Genomic DNA, 17,750 nt, shown 5'->3' with positions numbered 1-17,750 from the left:
GGGGCGGCACGATTCGGCAAATTCAACCAATTACATACATAATCGGTATCAACAAACTTGGCACACTATTGAGTTCTCAAACAACAGACACACCCAGCACCACCCAAACCAACGTTCAGGATCGCTCCGGAGCAACTTTTCAAACTTACCGGCTGGCTTCCTGCGTGTCAAACCGGCGTCCGCGACCATCCTCAGCATATGCTTGGGGGATCGGTTTTCCGTCTGACTCCGTGGAGCAGCGCGGAAACAAACTCTACCACCACTCCTCCCGGATCGCCAGTCGGCCCTCGCGTGGTGTCCCGCAGGCAGCCGAAAGGCCCGGAATCACGCGGATTCCGGGCCTTTCGTGGATGACCGCCGTGGGGGTCAGCCAGCCGTTGATGCTCCCGGCTTGAAGTAGGACGCCCCGAGCGGAGGCAGCGTGACAGTCAGCGTCGCCGGCTGGCCATCCTGTCCTTCGTCCACTGCCTTCAGCTCGCCGTCGTTCAGTACACCGGATCCGCCGTAGGTGGTGTGGTCGGTGTTCAGGACCTCGGTCCAGGCCCCGGCAGTGGGGACACCCAGGGTGTAGCCGACATGCGGGGCGCCGGAGAAGTTGATGGCACAGACAACCGGGTTGCCGTCGGCGTCCCACCTGATGAAGGACAGGACGTTGCGGTCCGCGTCGCCACCGTTGATCCACTGGAAACCAGCCGGAACATTGTCCTGCGTGTACAGCGCCGGGGTGGACGCGTACAGCTCGTTGAGGTCCTTGGTGAGCAACTGCAGTCCCCTGTGTGCGGGGATGTCGGCGAGCCACCAGTCCAGGCCGTGCTGTTCAGACCACTCGGCTTCCTGGCCGAACTCGGTGCCCATGAAGATGAGCTGCTTGCCGGGGTGGGCCCACTGGTAGGCGAAGAAGGCCCGGAGGTTCGCCAGCTGCTGCCAACGGTCACCGGGCATCTTGCGGAGCATGGAGCCCTTGCCGTGGACAACCTCGTCGTGGCTGATGGGCAGCAGGAAGTTCTCCGTGAAGGCGTAGACCAGGGAGAACGTCACCGTCCCGTGGTGCCACCTGCGGTTGTAGGGGTCCTCGGAGATGTACTTGAGGGAATCGTGCATCCAGCCCATGTTCCACTTCAGGCCGAAGCCCAGGCCGCCGTGGCTGGTGGGCGCAGTAACGCCCGGGAACGCCGTGGATTCTTCCGCGATCATGACGGCGCCGGGGTGGGTCTTGTAGACGGTGGCGTTGACTTCCTGCAGGAAGGAGATGGCCTCGAGGTTCTCCCTGCCGCCGAAGCGGTTGGGCCGCCATTGTCCTTCCTGGCGTGAGTAGTCGAGGTAGAGCATGGAGGCCACCGCGTCCACGCGCAGGCCGTCGATGTGGAATTCCTCCAGCCAGTAGAGGGCGTTGGCCACCAGGAAGTTCCGGACCTCGGTGCGCCCGAAGTCGAAGATCAGAGTGCCCCAGTCGGGGTGTTCGCCAAGTGCCGGGTCCGAGTGTTCGTACAGGGGCTCGCCGTCAAACCGGGCCAGGGCCCAGGCGTCCTTCGGGAAGTGTGCGGGCACCCAGTCCAGCAGGACGCCGATTCCTGCCTGGTGGAGGGCGTCCACCAGGTAGCGGAACTCGTCCGGGTGTCCGAACCGGGATGTGGGCGCGAAGTAGGAGGTGACCTGGTAACCCCAGGAACCCCCGAACGGGTGCTCTGCGACGGGCATGAATTCCACGTGCGTGAATCCCAGCCACTTGACGTACTCCACCAGTTCCTTGGCGAGCTCGCGGTAGCCGAGGCCCAGGCGCCAGGATCCGAGGTGCACCTCGTACACGCTCATGGCGGAGTTGTGGGGATCGCGTTTGGCCCGCGCTTCCATCCATTCCTCGTCCTTGAACGCGTAGGAGGGTTCCACCACCCTGGACGCGGTCAAGGGGGGAACTTCGGTGCCGAACGCCAGCGGGTCGGCCTTTTCAACCCAGTAGCCGCCCCGGGTCAGGATTTCGTACTTGTAGCAGGCCCCCGCGGCGACGCCGGGGATGAAGACCTCCCACACGCCGGAGGAACCCAGGGAGCGCATGGAGTGTTCCCGTCCGTCCCAGGCGTTGAAGTCACCCTTGACGCGGACGGCCTGCGCGTTGGGGGCCCAGACGGCAAAGGACACACCGTTGACGTCTCCCAGCGCCGACTTGTAATGCCGGACATGGGCGCCGAGCACCTGCCACAGTTTCTCGTGCCGGCCTTCACCGATGAGGTGGAGGTCAACTTCACCCACGGTGGGCAGGTAGCGGTAGGGCTCGTCAACGGTCACCGGGTCCTTGCCCGGGTAGGCGACCGTGAGGCGGTAGTCGGGAACGTGCCCTTGCTCCAGCGGTTCCAGGACGGCAACCCACACGCCGTGGGCCTCGTGTTCCATGGGAACTTCACCGGCACGGGTGACCACGGTGACTGCTTCGGCGAGGTGCTTCACGGTCCGGATGGTGACGTGCCCATAGTCGTCCAGGTGCGCGCCCAGGACGGAGTGGGGGGCGTGGTGTTCACCGTTCGCGATCCTGCCCAGGGTGCCTTCATCCACGTGCAGGGGCACCCCCGGGCGGTCAGTTCGTGCTGAGCCAGTCATTTCGTTACCTTCCGATGCTGCACCGGCGGAGTCGCCGGCACCGTTACTGCCCAGGAGCCGCCTGGCGGCGTTTACTGGAATCGCCACCCAGTCGGGCCTGTTACGCATTTCATAAACAACTTCGTACAGCGCCTTGTCCAGCCACAATGCCACAAACAGCGGCGAGGTTTGGTCCACCGTTCCAGGAATGACCCCGGCGTACCCTGCCAGGAAGGCGTCGGCGCAGTCATCCACCCAGCTGTCCGGCACCTGGGCACCCTCCTGCTCGCGCTGGGCTGCGCCGGCGGCGTAGTCGAAGGAGCGCAGCATGCCGACGACGTCGCGCAGGGGCACGTCCGGCACGTTCCGTTCGGCGATGGGCCGCAGGGGCTCGCCCTCGAAGTCGAGGATGGCCCAGCGGGACCCGTCGCCCGACTGGCCGGTGACCTGGAGGATCTGGCCCAGGTGCAGGTCGCCGTGGATGCGCTGGAGGGGCCCCTCGGGTGCCTTGTCCAGGTTTGCCAGCAGGGCGTCCAGGGCATCGTCGTAAGGTCCGACGGCGGCACGCGCCTCCGCCCAGGCGGCCCGGACGCGCTGGGCAACGGCGGGTCCTGCACCCTTGCCGGGTTCAGGCCCGCTCGACTGCCCCAGGGCCTCCGCAAGGCGCTTGTGCACCGTGGCGGTGGCGGCGCCAAGGGCCCTTGCTTCCGCCGTGAAGTCCGTGCCCGAGCGGGCTGCGTCCACCGCCAGCCGCCAGGCATCGCGTCCACCGGCGAGGAATTCGTGGGCCACCGCAAGCTCACCCTGGACGTACCGGGTAGCTTGGCCGGTGCCGGTTGGGGTGTGGTTGCCGTGCCCCAGCCACTCGCCCCGGACCCAGCCGAGGGTGGCGGGGACTTCCGACGTCCCTGCCTTGGTCAGGGCCGCTCCCACCTCGATCTCCGGGTTGGTTCCGTCCGACAGGACCCGGAAGAATTTCACCATGGCGGCCGATTCGCCGTCGTCCACAATGACGGAACTGTTGGACTGCTCACCGGAGAGCACCTTCACGACGCCCTTCGCCGTGGGCAGGCGGTACGGTCCTTCCACGCGGAATCCCGTCGCGGTGCCGCTGTCCGCCTTTCCTTCCTGCCGAATGAGCTCCAGCCACGCGCCCACGAAGTCGGGGTCGTGGACGGCGTCGTACACCCAGGGGCGGGTGGGATCCATTCCTGCCGCTTCACCCACCAGCGCACGCTCCATGCCCCCTGCCGGCGCCGGCCGGAAGCTCAAGGGAACCTGGACGACGGCGGTGCGCTGACCGCCGTCGGGCCCCTGGGTGGTGACGTTGAGGAGGAATACGGCCAGCGCCGCGTGTCCGCTGGGGTCCGCCAGTCCCAGGCTGCCGGCCTGGGAGATGGCGAAATCGGGGGTTTTGACCGGGAACCAACGCTGCTGCGGCAGCCATTCCTTGAGCAGCGCGGTGAGGGCGGGAGTGAGGATTGGCTGGTTCATCTCAGTTCTCTATCGACAGGATGGGCATGGCCTGGGTGTACGGCGAGGACGGGTTCGACCCCGCCGAGCGCATCCGAAGCCAGAAGAAATCGTGGCTTCCGATGGTCAGGGTAAGGGTGCCGTCGTCGCCGATGCCGGGGAAGATCTGTCCGCCGAACACATCGCGGAGCCCCCGGCCTGCATATTCGGGGATCCGCAGCGTGGCAGCGACCGGATGCTGGGAGAGGTTGAAGGCACACAGGATGGTCTCGCCGTCTGCCCCGGCAGGGTTGGTGTCCGACAGTTCGCGCAGGTACGCCAGGACGGCGTCGTGGTCTGCTTCCACATGCTTGAAGCCGCCCAGTCCGAACGCCGGGTGGTTCTTGCGGACGCTGAGGATCTGCCGGGTCCAGCGCAGCAGGGACCCGGAGTGGGCAGCCTCAGCTTCGACGTTGGCCATGGCGTAGTTGTACACCAGGGACTGGATGGGCGGCAGGTACAGCTTGCCGGGATCGGCATGGGAAAAGCCGGCGTTCCGGTCCGGGTTCCACTGCATGGGGGTGCGGACGGCATCGCGGTCCTCCAGCCAGATGTTGTCCCCCATGCCGATCTCGTCGCCGTAGTACAGGAACGGGCTGCCCGGAAGCGAGAGCAGGAGGGCGTTGATCAGTTCGATCTCGGCCCGCGAGTTGTCGAGCAGGGGTGCCAGCCGGCGGCGGATGCCGATGTTGGCCCGCATGCGCGGGTCCGGGGCGTACCAGCCCAGCATTGCCGCACGCTCATCGGCGGTGACCATTTCCAGGGTCAGCTCGTCGTGGTTGCGGAGGAACGTGCCCCATTGCGCGCCCTCGGGGATGTCCGGGGTGTCGCGCATCGTTTCGATGATGGGCGCCGCCTTTTGGTCCCGCAGCGCGTAGTAGAGGCGGGGCATGATGGGGAAGTGGAACGCCATGTGGCACTCGGGTTCATCGACGGTGCCGAAGTATTCCACCACCTCGTTGGGCGGCTGGTTTGCTTCGGCGATGATCACGCGGCCGGGATAGCGTTCATCCACCATTTCCCGCAGCCGGCGGAGGAACTCGTGGGTGGCCGGAAGGTTTTCGCAGTTGGTGCCCTCCTCCTCGAAGAGGTAGGGAATGGCGTCCGCGCGGAAACCGTCAATCCCCTGGTCCAGCCAGAACCGGACAACGTCGAAGACGGCCTCGATCACCTTGGGATTTTCGAAGTTCAGGTCCGGCTGGTGGCTGAAGAACCGGTGCCAGAAGAACTGCCGGCGGATGGGATCGAACGTCCAGTTCGATTCCTCCGTGTCAACGAAGATGATGCGTGCGTCCTGGTATTTCTCGTCCGTGTCGCTCCAGACGTAGAAGTCGCCGAAGGGACCGTCCGGGTCCTTCCGGGATTCCTGGAACCAGGGGTGCTGGTCGGAGGTGTGGTTCAGCGGGAGGTCGATGATTACCCGGACGCCGCGGGCATGCGCTTCTGCCACGAGCCGCTTGAAGTCGCTGATGGTGCCGAATTCATCCAGGACCGAGTTGTAGTCGGAGATGTCGTAGCCGCCGTCCCGCAGCGGTGACTGGAAGAACGGGGGCAGCCAGAGGCAATCCACGCCCAGCCACTGGAGGTAGTCCAGCCGGTCGATGAGTCCGGAGAAATCCCCGGACCCATCGCCGTTGGCATCCGCAAAGGCCCGGACCAGTACTTCATAGAACACTGCCTTGCGGTACCACAGAGGGTCATGCTGAAGGCCAGGCGCATTTAGCTCGAACGTGCTCTTGGGAGTGAAGTGGCCGGAACTCTGCGGGTTGAAACTCACTGATGCATTCTCCTCACGCTCAGGATGTGGGCGGGCTCCACGTGCGGATCAAGCCGCACGTAGTTGAACTCGCCCCACTCCCAGCTTTGGCCGGAGATGAGGTCATCCACATAGAAGCCGCCGCCCGGGGTGATGTCCTGCGGGTCCAGTTCGAGGGCCGCCAGGTCCAGGGAGACGCTGCACTCCTTGGTGACGTGCGGGTCCACGTTGACCACCACGATGATGGTGTCCTTGGAGCCGTCGGGAAGGGTCTTGTGCTTCGAGTAGACAACAGTGGAGTCGTCGGTGCTCTGGTGGACCGTGAGGTTCTGCAGGTCCAGCAGCGCGGGGTGGTCCCGCCGGATGTGGTTCAGCCGGGTGATGTACGGGGCCAGCGTGCGTCCGGACTCGGCGGCGGCGTCCCAGTCGCGGGCCTTGTACTCGAACTTCTCGTTGTCGATGTACTCTTCCGCACCGGGCCGGGCAACGTGTTCGTACAGTTCATAGCCGGCGTAGACGCCCCAGAGCGGGCTTCCGGTGGCGGCCAGGACAGCCCTGATCCGGAACGCTGCCGGTCCGCCGTACTGCAGGTATTCCGTGAGGATATCCGGGGTGTTGACGAAGAAGTTGGGCCGGAAGAACGCCGGTGATTCGTGGCTGACTTCCTCGAAGTAGGTCTCGATTTCCTTCTTGGTGTTGCGCCACGTGAAGTACGTGTAGGACTGCTGGAAGCCGGCCCTGCCCAGGGCGTGCATCATGGCCGGGCGGGTAAAGGCTTCGGCCAGGAACACAACACCTGGTTCGGCTTTTTCCACTTCCGCAATGAGCCATTCCCAGAACCACACGGGTTTGGTGTGCGGATTATCCACGCGGAAAATCTTTACGCCGTGGCTGACCCACAGCAGCACGATCCGCAGAATTTCCCGGGAAAGTCCTTCCGGATCATTATCGAAATTGAGCGGAAAGATGTCCTGGTACTTCTTTGGCGGGTTTTCGGCGTAGGCAATGCTGCCGTCCACCCTGGTGGTGAACCATTCCGGATGGGACTGCACCCACGGGTGGTCCGGGGCGGCCTGGAGTGCGAGGTCCAGGGCTACCTCCAGGCCCAGTTCGTTGGCACGCGCCACGAAGGCGTCGAAGTCCTCGAAGGATCCGAGGTCGGGGTGGATGGCGTCGTGGCCACCTTCCTTGGCTCCGATGGCCCAGGGTGAGCCGGGATCATTGGGGCCGGCCACCAGGGTGTTGTTGGGTCCCTTGCGGAACTGCACGCCGATGGGGTGGATGGGCGGCATGTAGAGGACGTCGAAGCCCATGGCTGCCACGGCGTCCAGCCGTTTGGCGGCGGTACGGAAGTTACCTGACGTCCAGGCGCCGGTGTTGTGGTCCTTTACGGCGCCTTCGGACCGGGGGAAGAACTCGTACCAGGCGCCCCGCCCGGCCCGGTCCCGCTCCACCAGGAGGGGGTATTTTTCAGAAAGGGTGACGAGTTCCCGGATGGGCTGGCGGGACACGATGTCCGCGACTTCCTGGCTGAACCCGGCCCCAAGCCGTTCCTCCGTGCTGCGGGACTGGTCGCCCAGGACCTCCGAGGCATGCCGCAGGGCTGCCCGGTCCACCTCGTCCCGGAAGTCCTCTGCGGACGCTTCGCCCAGCAGTTTGGCACCTTCGGCGAGCATGAGTTCGACGTCGACTCCGGCGTCGATCTTCACTTCGGCGTTGTGGTGCCAGGTGCCGTAGCGGTCGTGCCAGGCTTCGATGACAAAAGACCAGTTCCCCGTTTCCGACGGCGTGAGCACGCCTTCCCAGCGGTCCGTGCCCATGCCACGTTCCCCGCGCGGTGGCGCAAGCCGGACGCGCTGGCGCTCGGCGCCGGAGGGGTCAAGGAGCACGGCGCTGACGCCGAGCTGGTCATGCCCCTCGCGGAAGGCGGTGGCGCCCACGACAATGGCCTCGCCGGGCAGGGCCTTGGCCGGGAATTTGCCGCCCTCGACGACGGGCTGCACGGCAGTGATGGGAAAACGCCCAAACCGCAAGTCCTCGGTGATACTGCGCTGGGGCATTTTGGTGGATGCGGCACTGGTTCCTGAGTTAGTCGTCACAGGCTCGACGTTAGCGAGAAATGACCCGGATTGCTAAGCCTGCTCCCTAAAATCGCCGTGCCGCGGCCTAATTTCTTCATGCCCCTGTCATTTACCCAAAAGAAACCGAAAGCTGGTTCCGGCCGCGCATGTTGTCGGTTAGTGTGACGCAGGTGAAGGCAATCCGCAGGTTTACGGTCCGTACAGTCCTCCCCGAACCCATTCGGCCTTTGGCCAGGCTGGCCAGCAATTTGCGGTGGTCCTGGCACCGCCCCACCCGGGAGCTTTTCGCCGGGCTGAACCCGCGGCTGTGGGAGGAAAGCGGGCAGGACCCCATCGGTTTCCTGGGCATGGTCAGCCGGGAGGAATTCCAGCAGCTCGCCGCGGACCAGTCGGTGGTGGACCGGGTGCGCGCCGCAGAACAGGACCTTGACCGGTACCTCCAGGAACCGCGCTGGTATCAGGGCCTGGGCCCGGATGCACCCGCCTCCATCGCCTACTTCTCCCCCGAGTTCGGCATCACCGAGGTCCTCCCCCAGTACTCGGGCGGCCTGGGAATCCTCGCCGGCGACCACTTGAAGGCTGCCTCGGACCTCGGCGTCCCCCTGATCGGGGTGGGCCTGCTGTACCAGGCGGGCTACTTCAAGCAGTCACTGTCCCGCGACGCGTGGCAGCAGGAGACCTACCCCGTCCTGGATCCGGACGGCCTGCCGCTGACCCTGCTCCGGGAACCCTCCCCCGACGGCAACGGCAAGGCCCTGGAGGTCTCCCTTCCCCTGCCCAACGGGCGCCGGCTGCTGGCACACATCTGGCGGGCCGACGTCGGACGCGTTTCCCTGCTCCTCCTGGACTCCAACGTGCCGGGCAATGACGACGCCGCCCGCAGCATCACCGACCGTTTGTACGGCGGAGGCGGCGACCACCGGCTGCAGCAGGAGCTGCTGCTGGGGATGGGCGGGGTCAAGGCCCTGCGCGCCTTCCAGAAGCTGACGGGCAGCGCCGCGCCGGAGGTGTTCCACACCAACGAAGGCCACGCGGGGTTCCTTGGCATCGAGCGCATCCAGGAACTGATGTCCGGCGAACAGGCCCTGACATTCGACGAAGCACTCGCCGCCGGGCGGGCCTCCACCGTGTTCACCACGCACACGCCGGTGCCGGCCGGCATCGACAGGTTCGAGATTAACCAGATCAGCCATTTCTTCCAGGCCGGACTGGCTCCGGACGTGCCCGTGGACCGTGTCCTGGAATTGGGACGGGAGAACTACGCGGACGGTAACCCGGCCGTGTTCAACATGGCGGTCATGGGCCTGCGCCTGGCCCAGCGCGCCAACGGCGTGGCCAAGCTCCACGGCGAGGTGTCGCGCGGCATGTTCTCCGCCCTCTGGCCGGGCTTCGACCACTCCGAGGTGCCCATCACCTCGGTCACCAACGGCGTGCACGTGCCCACCTGGGTGGACAGCCGCATCTCCAAGCTCGCCCGCGACCAGTTTGGCAGCGAGGCCGAAGCGCTGGGCAAATGGGACCTGGCCTACAACGTCAGCGACGCCGACGTTTGGGCGCTGCGCCGCGAGATGCGCGCTGCCCTGGTGGAGGACGTCCGCCGCAGGCTGCGGGCGGCCTGGAAGAAGCGCGGCGCGGCGGACGCAGAGCTGGGTTGGACAGACAACGTCCTGGACCCGGACATCCTCACCATTGGCTTTGCCCGCCGCGTGCCCACCTACAAGCGGCTGACCCTGATGCTGCGGGAACCGGCGCGGTTGAAGGCGCTGCTCCTGCACAAGGACCACCCCATCCAGCTGGTTATCGCCGGCAAGTCGCATCCTGCCGATGACGCCGGGAAGAAAATGATCCAGGACCTGGTGCGGTTCACGGATGATCCGGAGGTCCGGCACCGCATCGCGTTCCTGCCCAACTATGACATCGCCATGGCCAGGACCCTGTTCCCGGGCTGCGACGTCTGGCTGAACAATCCGCTGCGTCCGCTGGAGGCCTGCGGCACGTCGGGCATGAAGGCAGCCCTGAACGGCTCGCTGAACCTTTCCGTCCTGGACGGCTGGTGGGATGAGATGTACGACGGCGAGAACGGCTGGGCGATTCCCACGGCCAACAACGACGCTTCCCCCGAGGAGCGGGACGACATCGAGGCGGCGGCGCTGTACGAGCTGCTGGAAACACAGGTGGCGCCGCGCTTCTACGGCGGAACGGTGTCCGAAGGCGCTGGTGCTGCGGGGCCCTCGACCACGCGGAGCGAGAAGGTGCCCACGCACTGGGTGTCCATGATCAAGCACACCCTCTCGCACCTCGGCCCGGCCGTGTCCGCTGAGCGCATGCTCCGCGACTACGTGAACATCCTGTACCGCCCCGCCGCGGAAGCGGGACGCAGCGCCACTGCCAACTCCTACGCCCAGGCCCGTGCGCTGGCATCCTGGTCCGCCAAGGTACGCGGCGCCTGGCCACAGGTCCACGTTGAGCACGTTGATTCGGTGGGGGTATCCGAGGATCCGCAGATCGGTGACACGCTCCAGGTCAACGCCTACGTGGCGCTGAACGTCCTCACCCCGGAGGACGTCTGCGTCGAGGTGGCCTACGGCCGGGCCGAGGAGAACGACGCCCTTGCCGACATCACCATGATGGAGCTCGAGGTGAAGGAAGACCTGGGCAGCGGGCGGCACCTGTTCAGCGGCTCCCTGGTCATCGACCGCTCCGGGCCGTTCGGTTACACGGTCCGCGTCCTGCCCCGGCATGATGCCCTGGCCTCCAAGGCGGAGCTCGGGTTGATCGTCAACGCTTAGCCCATTGCGGATAAGGACCGGCAGGCCTGCTTCCTGGCAGGCCTGCCGTTCCGTTTAAGGAAGCACCGCGGTCACTTAAAGAAGCACTGCGGTGACGGCCAGGTCCTTGCCCGCATACCGTTCCGCGTCCTGCAGGATCTCGCACAGGATGCCGAACGACCTGTCGGCGCGGAACGGCGCCGCCACCTGCCACAGGACCGTGACAGGCGGGGTACCGTTTTCGCTGATGCTGTCCGCAAAGTCGTGGAGCGAGTCGTTCAACGCATCCAGGTTCACGCCGTAGTGCTCGGGAAAATCCAAAACCTCGCCGAAGGTTTCCAGGACGGCGCGCTTGCTGTCCGCCGGGGGAACCACCACGCTGCGGCGCCCGGCGTCGGCCACCTGTTCCTGCAGTTCTTCAAGGGTCCAGGTGTCGCCGGAGAAGATTTTCATGGTTGTGCTAGCTGCCTTCCGCTATGTACTTGAACGTTGCGTAGTGATCGCCGGTGTAATACTTCTCCCCGCCATTGCCCGCCACGATGCGCCGTGCACCCCGGTCCGGTTCACCGGGGGTGGGGACGGTGTACTCGCGGTAGTAGCCGCGGTCCCGGGCTGGGAGGACCCGCTCGAAGTTTCCGAACACCTGGTCATCCTGCCCGTACTGGAACGGGCCGCCCGCCCGGATCAGCGCCAGCACCCGGCGGCCCTCCACCGGAAGCGCGGATTCCCTGATCTCCGGGAGGCTGGACGGGTTGGCTCCCCGGTGGGGCGCTGACTGCTTCGCTGCCGGGGACGTGGCCGTTCCAGCCGGAGTGGACGCGCGGCTGGAACCAGCGTCCGGCGTCGCGCCGTCCGTCTGCCCGCCCAGCAGCCCGGCACCGCCGAAGGCCACCACGGCCAGGACCACCAGGGTGGTGAGGAGCAGCGGGAGGATGGAGCGGTTGCGCATTCGGGATTACCTGCCGGATGGGTGGACTGGCGTCTGGTGATGCTGTAGCTACGTGCGGTAGATGCTGATGGAGTTGGCCTCGGCCAGGTCGACGTCCCCGGCAGCCACCTGGATGCCCTGCCGCTGCTTGTGGCGGGGTGAGGTGGTCAGCCGGAGCTCGAACAGGCTCGGAGCCGGCCGTCCGGCGTCGGGCAGGGTGACCTCGACGTCATGGGCGCCTCCGTTGACCACCACCAGCCCGGCAAGGTCGCCGCCGTCGTCGCGGAGCAGGAGCTGCAGGACGCGGTGGTGCGGATCGTTCCAGCGCTCGGCGGACATGGGCTGGCCGTGCTGGTCGAACCAGTAGAGGTAGGACTGTTCATCCCGGACCGGGAAATCATGCGGCTGGGCGGCCAGGAACTCCTTGCGCAGCCGGATGTACCGCTTGGTACTGCGCAGCATCTCGTGCGCCTCCGGCGTCAGCGTCCAGTCCAGCCAGGTGATGGCATTGTCCTGGCAGTAGGCGTTGTTGTTCCCGTGCTGGGTCCTGGCCAGCTCGTCCCCGGCAGTGATCATAGGAACGCCGAGCGAAACCATCAGCGAGGCCATCAGGTTGCGCCGCGACTGCGCACGCCGTGCCAGGATGGCGCTGTTCTCGGTGGGACCCTCCACGCCGTGGTTGTAGCTGCGGTTGTCCCCGTGCCCGTCCCGGTTCTCTTCGCCGTTGGCCTCGTTGTGCTTGCGGTCGAAGGACACGAGATCGTTCATGGTGAAGCCGTCATGGGCGGTGACGAAGTTGACCGAGGCCAGGCGCGAGCGGCCGGACGCCTGGAAGAGGCCTGCGGAACCGGACAGGGCGTCGGCGAGTTTCGCCATCGTCCCGCCGTGCCCGCCGGAATCGATGGCCGCGCGGTCTGCCAGCCAGAAGGTCCGGACAGCATCGCGGAAGTGGTCGTTCCAGTCAACCCACCCCCGGGGGAACCGGCCCGTCTGCCAGCCTCCGTAGCCAATGTCCCAGGGTTCGGCAATCAGCTTGACCCCGGACAGGACGGGATCGGCGGCGACGGCGGTGAGGAAGGGGTGATGGGGGTCGAACTCGTTCGCGGCGTTGCGGCACAGCGTGACTGCCAGGTCGAACCGGAAACCGTCGATGTGGAACTCGTCCACCCAGTACCGGAGGGAGTCGGTCACCAGCTGGACCACATGCTGGTCCCCGAAGTTGAGGGAGTTGCCGCAGCCGGTGGTGTCGAGGTACTTGCCGTGGCCGTCCACCCGGTAGTAAGTGCCTTCGCCGAGGCCGCGGAAGCTCAGGACAGGGCCGTCCGCCGTGCCCTCGGCCGTGTGGTTGTACACGACATCGAGAATGACTTCCAGCCCGGCGGCGTGCAGTGCCTTCACCATGGCCTTGAACTCGTCCTGGACCGCCTGCGGGCCCGCTTCCTGGGCTGCGCGGGTGGCGTAGCCGGGGTGCGGGGCGAAGAAGGCGGCGGTGTTGTACCCCCAGTAGTTGCTGAGGCCCAGGTCCTGCAGGTGTGGCTCGTCGATGTGGAAGTGGACGGGCAGGAGCTGGACTGACGTAATGCCCAGGCCGGTGAGGTGCTCGACGACGGCGGGGTGGGCCAGGCCGGCATAGGTGCCCCTGAGCTCCTCCGGCACGTCGGGATGGAGCATGCTCTGGCCGCGGACATGCGCTTCATAGACGATCGTGTTGCGCCACGGCAGGCGCAGCCGTTCGTCTGTTTCCCAGTCGAAATCGACGGCGGTGCGGACGCTGGTAAGGAAGCCATCCTGCTGGTCCACTCCCCTGCCGTATGGGTCCAGCAATAGGGGCTGGCGGGCGGAGCCGTTGCCTGCCGGACGCTCCGGCGGCAACGGCTGGCTGTCCGACGTCGGGCGGAAGCCGTAGCGCGATCCGTAGGGCAGGTCCTCCACGATGCCGTGGTGGACCCCCTTGGTGATGTTGGGCAGGGTCTGGGTCCGCCATTGGCCGCCGGGAGGGCAGTAGGCGATGTCCAGGCTGGCGACGCCGGGGGCGAAGCAGGCAACGTTGGCGCGTCCGCCGGCGTGGTGGCGGGTACCGCCGGAATCAGCGCGCGGGACGCTGACACCGAGGGGAACGGCCGTGGAGGCGTCCATGGTGGAAGCGGTGTCGAAAAGCGGCATGACCATCACCTAAATAGTAGCGGTCAGCGGCACTTGACCTGCCCATACGCGCCTGCGGCGCCGGGAACCCACCCGCGGATTACGGACCCGTGAAACTATCCGGCCGCGCGCTGGCGGGAAACCTCGTACAGCGAGATTCCCACAGCCATCGAAGCGTTCAGGGATTCCATGGCGGAATCGATGGGGATGGAGACGATCTGGTCGCAGTTTTCCCGCACCAGGCGGCTCAGGCCCTTCCCTTCCGAGCCCACCACGATGCACACCGGTTCGGTGGCCAGGGTGAGATCGGGCAGTGAAACGTCGCCGTCGCCGTCGAGCCCCAGGACATAGATGCCCATGGTCTTGAACTGCTTGAGGGCGTTGTTCAGGTTGGAGGCGCGGGCCACGGGCACGCGGACGGCCGCGCCGGCGCTGGTTTTCCAGGCCGAGGCGGTAACGCCCACGGAACGGCGCTCGGGCACGATGACGCCGTGGCCGCTGAAGGCGGAGACGGAGCGGATGATCGCACCCAGGTTCCGGGGGTCGGTGATGCCGTCCAGGGCCACGAAGAGCGGCGCGTTGGCGATGTGCCCCTTCTTCCACTTGTCCACGGTTTCCTCGGCCAGCTCGTAGGCGTCCAGGTACTCGTAGGGCGGGATCTGCAGCACCAGGCCCTGGTGGACGGCGTCATCCGTCATCCGGTCCAGTTCAGGCTTGCCCGTCTCCAGCAGCGGAATGCCGCGTTCGGCGGCGAGCTTCAGGGATTCCTTGACCCGGTCGTCCATTTCGATGCGGATGGCAACGTGGAGGGCCTTCGCGGGGATGCCGGCGCGGAGCGCCTCGACCACGGAGTTGCGCCCGGTGACTACTTCCTCGGTGGCGCGGCCCTTGGGGCCGGACTTGGCGGCGCCGGCGCTGCGGGCACCGGTCCCGCGCTTCGCAGCGGACCGCTCGGAAAGCTGCCGTGCCTTGTGCGCCTTGTGGTACACGCGGTCCTCGGCTTTGGGCGTGGGGCCCTTGCCCTCGAGGGCCTTGCGGCCATGGCCACCGGTTCCGACGGTTGGGCCCTTCTTCGCTTTAACCGATCGGCGACCATTGTTGGCCATGATGTTCCACCCTTGATTGTGCTGACTGAATCTGCATACCAGTCTACTGACCCGAAAAAAATCGGGGGCAGCGGCCTGTTCAGTCCCGCTTGAGGCTCCAGGTGGCGCCGTCCGGACCGTCCTCCACGACGACCCCGGCTTGGTTGAGGGTGTCCCGGATGGCATCGGACCTTGCCCAGTCCTTGTCGGCGCGGGCAGCCGCCCGGGCGGACAGCTGCGCCTCCACCAGAACGCCCAGCGCCTCGGCTTCACGCGTGCTCACCGCCGCGGAGCCTGCCACGGCGTTCAGGCCCAGGACCCCGGTCATGAGGATGACGGCGTGCATCGCGTTCCGGGCAGCGTCGTCGTCACCCTCGGCGAGGGCTGTGTTGCCCGCCCTGACGGTTTCGTGCAGGGCGGCCAGGGCGCGCGGGACGTTGAGGTCGTCGTCCATTGCTTCGCAGAAGGCATCCACGGCTGCGGACGATGAACCGTGGGGGCCGTCCGCGAGGCCCGTGTCGCCGTCGAAGCGCGCCGCAGCCTTGGCCAGGAATCCGTCAATGCGTTCGACGGCGGCGGCGGCCTCCTGCAGGGACGTCGGGCGGTAGTCCAGGATGGACCGGTAGTGCGCCTGCCCCAGGTAGTAGCGGACCACGCGGGGCGGGGCGAGTTCCAGCATTTCCGCCGGGCTGATGGTGTTGCCAATGGACTTGGACATCTTTTCGCCCTGGTAGGTCACCATGCCGTTGTGCATCCAGAAGTTGGCGAACGGGTGTCCGGCCGCCTGCGACTGCGCCATCTCGTTTTCGTGGTGCGGGAACCGCAGGTCCAGTCCGCCGCCATGGATGTCGAAGGCGGTGCCGAGGTACTTGGTGACCATGGCGGAGCACTCAAGGTGCCAGCCGGGCCGTCCGTTACCCCAGGGCGAGGACCAGCTGGCGGTGGCCGGCTCTCCTTCTTTGGAACCCTTCCACAGCGCAAAGTCGCGGGGGTCCTTCTTGCCTCGGGGATCGGCGTCGGGCGCTGCCTGCATGTCGTCGATGTTCTGCCGGGTCAACGCGCCGTACTTGTTCCAGGAGCGGACGTCGAAGTACACGTCGCCCGAGTCATCCAGGGCCGGGTAGGCGTGGCCGCGGTCGATCAGCTGCTGGATCAGGGCGTGCATCTCCGGAATGTGGCCGGTGGCCCTGGGTTCGTAGGTGGGGCGCGAAACACCGAGGGTGTCGTAGGCCTTCAGGAACTCCTGCTCGTAGCGGTACGCCAGGGCCCACCATTCTTCGCCGGCTACTTCTCCGGGTTCCGGGCTGAAACCGGGGGCGAAGGAGGCCTCGGACTTGGCCAGGATCTTGTCGTCAATGTCCGTCACGTTGCGGACAACCGTGACGCGCAGGCCCCGGTACTGCAGCCAGCGGGTGAGCTGGTCGAACGCGATGGCTGAGCGGATGTGGCCGACGTGCGGCATCCCCTGGACCGTGGCTCCGCAGTAGTAGAGGCTGACCTTGCCCTCGACGAGGGGGACGAAGTTCCGGACTTCGGCGGAGGCAGTGTCATAGAAGCGCAGGGTCACCGCTCCAGACTAACTGATGGGCCCGGCCACCTCACGGGCGTAGGGGCTGCGGATACACCAGGGCGGTGGCTACGGCGGAGATGCCCTCCCCGCGCCCGGTGAATCCCAGGCCGTCACTGGTGGTTGCGGTGACGCCGACGTGGGCGCCTGCCGCCTCGCTCAGGACCTTTTGCGACTCTTCCCGGCGGGGCCCGAACTTGGGCCGGTTGGCCACGAACTGCACGGCCACGTTGCCGATCTCGAACCCGGCCGCCCTGACGATCCGTGCGGCCTCGGCGAGGAGGGTGGCACCGGACGCTCCGGCGAATTCCGGACGGTCCGTACCGAAGTGGGTGCCGAGGTCGCCGATGCCGGCGGCCGAAAACAAGGCGTCAGCGGCGGCATGGGCCACGGCGTCGCCGTCGGAGTGTCCGGCGAGGCCGCGTTCGCCGGGCCAGAGGAGGCCGCCGAGCCACAGCGGACGGGGGGAATCCTCCGGGGCGTACGCATGGACATCGATTCCCACGCCCGTGCGCGGAAGGACCACGTCCGGGCTCATCCTTCCACCCAGCGGGCACCAAGCGGACCCTCAAGGAGCCCTTCGGCGAAGATGAGGTCCAGGGGGGTGGTGATCTTCAGGGATTGTGTGGACCCGCGGACTGCATGGACCGGGGTACCCAGCATCTCCACGAGCATCGCGTCATCGGTGACCGCTGCGGCCTGCTGGCCGTCCAGGCCCTGCGCCGCCTCGTGCGCCTTCAGCAGGGTGCCGATCGTGAAGCCCTGCGGAGTCTGCACTGCCCGCAGTTCCTCGCGCCGGGCGGTCCCCGTGACGACCTCGGGGGCAATCGCCGAGTCATCGCCGGCCGTGGCCGCCACAGTCTTGACCGTGTCCACCACAGGGAGCACGGGAATGACCGCGGCGGCGCCGGCAACGAGGGAGTCGCTGACGCGATGGAAGACGGATTCGGGGGTGAGGGCCCGTGCGGCGTCATGGACCAGGACGGCCTCGATGCCGTCCATGAGTGCGGCGATTCCGGCGCGCACGGACCCGGCCCTGGTGGATCCGCCGTCGACAACGGTCAGGAGGGGGCCGCCGTCGGCAAGTTCCTCCCGGAAGTCGTCGCACAGCCGGCGCAGGTCCTGGTCGCCGGCGGGCAGCGCGACGCACACCTGGGTGGCCACACCGGACGCGACAATGCCGCGCAGGGCATGCATCAGGATTGGTTCTCCGCCCAGCGGAACGGCTGCCTTGGGCATGCCGTAGCCGAGGCGCTGCCCGGAACCTGCGGCAACCACGATGACCGCTGTGACCAGGCGCGTGGGTGATTCACTCATGCGGACTAGCCTACGACGCCGCC

General features: G+C 66.6%; 11 protein-coding genes. 1 reads left to right on the top strand and 10 read right to left on the bottom strand.

The features are described from left to right. Positions 1-366: 366 nt before the first annotated feature. From AB0280_RS20015 to AB0280_RS20005, 3 genes are read right to left on the bottom strand one after another with little or no spacing between them, the layout of a single operon-like run. Entirely contained in the window at positions 367-4,065 is a 3,699-nt protein-coding gene (locus tag AB0280_RS20015) for a 1,4-alpha-glucan branching enzyme (RefSeq protein ID WP_275180834.1), read from the bottom strand. Between the two features lies 1 nt (position 4,066). Continuing rightward, complete coding sequence (treS, locus tag AB0280_RS20010) at positions 4,067-5,860, bottom strand: maltose alpha-D-glucosyltransferase (RefSeq protein ID WP_275180835.1); 1,794 nt, start codon at positions 5,858-5,860, stop codon at positions 4,067-4,069. Next, positions 5,857-7,899, bottom strand: coding sequence for an alpha-1,4-glucan--maltose-1-phosphate maltosyltransferase (locus AB0280_RS20005; protein WP_307488084.1), 2,043 nt, complete (start codon positions 7,897-7,899; stop codon positions 5,857-5,859). The genes treS and AB0280_RS20005 overlap by 4 nt, the downstream gene beginning before the upstream one ends. A 191-nt stretch (positions 7,900-8,090) precedes the next feature. Between AB0280_RS20005 and glgP the strand changes: the two genes are divergently transcribed. Continuing rightward, positions 8,091-10,709 carry an alpha-glucan family phosphorylase gene (gene glgP / locus AB0280_RS20000; RefSeq protein ID WP_366368515.1) on the top strand — a complete coding sequence of 873 codons (2,619 nt, stop codon included), beginning with the start codon at positions 8,091-8,093 and terminating at the stop codon, positions 10,707-10,709. Positions 10,710-10,784: 75 nt separating this feature from the next. Here glgP and AB0280_RS19995 read toward each other — a convergent pair whose 3' ends face one another. The 7 genes from AB0280_RS19995 to ispD all read right to left on the bottom strand — a co-directional run bounded on the left by AB0280_RS19995 (position 10,785) and on the right by ispD (position 17,727). Further along, complete coding sequence (locus tag AB0280_RS19995; protein WP_275180837.1) at positions 10,785-11,141, bottom strand: barstar family protein; 357 nt, start codon at positions 11,139-11,141, stop codon at positions 10,785-10,787. Positions 11,142-11,148: 7 nt separating this feature from the next. Then, complete coding sequence (locus AB0280_RS19990) at positions 11,149-11,637, bottom strand: ribonuclease domain-containing protein (protein ID WP_366368512.1); 489 nt, start codon at positions 11,635-11,637, stop codon at positions 11,149-11,151. 48 nt (positions 11,638-11,685) lie between these two features. Continuing rightward, positions 11,686-13,785, bottom strand: a complete 2,100-nt coding sequence (glgX, locus tag AB0280_RS19985; RefSeq protein WP_366368510.1) for a glycogen debranching protein GlgX — start codon at positions 13,783-13,785, stop codon at positions 11,686-11,688. An 89-nt stretch (positions 13,786-13,874) separates the two neighbouring features. Beyond that, complete coding sequence (rlmB, locus tag AB0280_RS19980) at positions 13,875-14,864, bottom strand: 23S rRNA (guanosine(2251)-2'-O)-methyltransferase RlmB (RefSeq protein ID WP_159632908.1); 990 nt, start codon at positions 14,862-14,864, stop codon at positions 13,875-13,877. A gap of 79 nt (positions 14,865-14,943) precedes the next feature. Further along, positions 14,944-16,410: a cysteine--tRNA ligase gene (cysS, locus tag AB0280_RS19975; protein WP_159632909.1), complete on the bottom strand. Its 1,467-nt coding sequence runs from the start codon at positions 16,408-16,410 to the stop codon at positions 14,944-14,946. A gap of 31 nt (positions 16,411-16,441) precedes the next feature. Further along, positions 16,442-16,948 (bottom strand): 2-C-methyl-D-erythritol 2,4-cyclodiphosphate synthase, encoded by a 507-nt coding sequence (gene ispF, locus AB0280_RS19970; RefSeq protein ID WP_159632910.1) that lies wholly within the window; start codon positions 16,946-16,948, stop codon positions 16,442-16,444. Beyond that, on the bottom strand, positions 16,945-17,727 hold the full coding sequence (gene ispD / locus AB0280_RS19965; RefSeq protein WP_224024978.1) for a 2-C-methyl-D-erythritol 4-phosphate cytidylyltransferase: 783 nt from the start codon (positions 17,725-17,727) through the stop codon (positions 16,945-16,947). The genes ispF and ispD overlap by 4 nt, the downstream gene beginning before the upstream one ends. Positions 17,728-17,750: the final 23 nt, after the last annotated feature.

It is taken from the genome of Pseudarthrobacter sp. 902506025, from assembly GCF_040702325.1.
GTDB lineage: Bacteria > Actinomycetota > Actinomycetes > Actinomycetales > Micrococcaceae > Arthrobacter.
The sequence above is the reverse complement of the archived record's forward strand: the minus strand, read 5'-3'. Positions and strand labels throughout refer to the sequence as shown.

Coding starts and splice junctions, on each gene's coding strand:
- AB0280_RS20015 (WP_275180834.1), bottom strand. CDS start 4,065: ATGAACCAGCCAATCCTCACTCCCGCCCTCACCGCGCTGCTCAAGGAA.
- AB0280_RS20005 (WP_307488084.1), bottom strand. CDS start 7,899: ATGCCCCAGCGCAGTATCACCGAGGACTTGCGGTTTGGGCGTTTTCCC.
- AB0280_RS19995 (WP_275180837.1), bottom strand. CDS start 11,141: ATGAAAATCTTCTCCGGCGACACCTGGACCCTTGAAGAACTGCAGGAA.
- AB0280_RS19990 (WP_366368512.1), bottom strand. CDS start 11,637: ATGCGCAACCGCTCCATCCTCCCGCTGCTCCTCACCACCCTGGTGGTC.
- glgX (WP_366368510.1), bottom strand. CDS start 13,785: ATGGTCATGCCGCTTTTCGACACCGCTTCCACCATGGACGCCTCCACG.
- rlmB (WP_159632908.1), bottom strand. CDS start 14,864: ATGGCCAACAATGGTCGCCGATCGGTTAAAGCGAAGAAGGGCCCAACC.
- ispF (WP_159632910.1), bottom strand. CDS start 16,948: ATGAGCCCGGACGTGGTCCTTCCGCGCACGGGCGTGGGAATCGATGTC.
- ispD (WP_224024978.1), bottom strand. CDS start 17,727: ATGAGTGAATCACCCACGCGCCTGGTCACAGCGGTCATCGTGGTTGCC.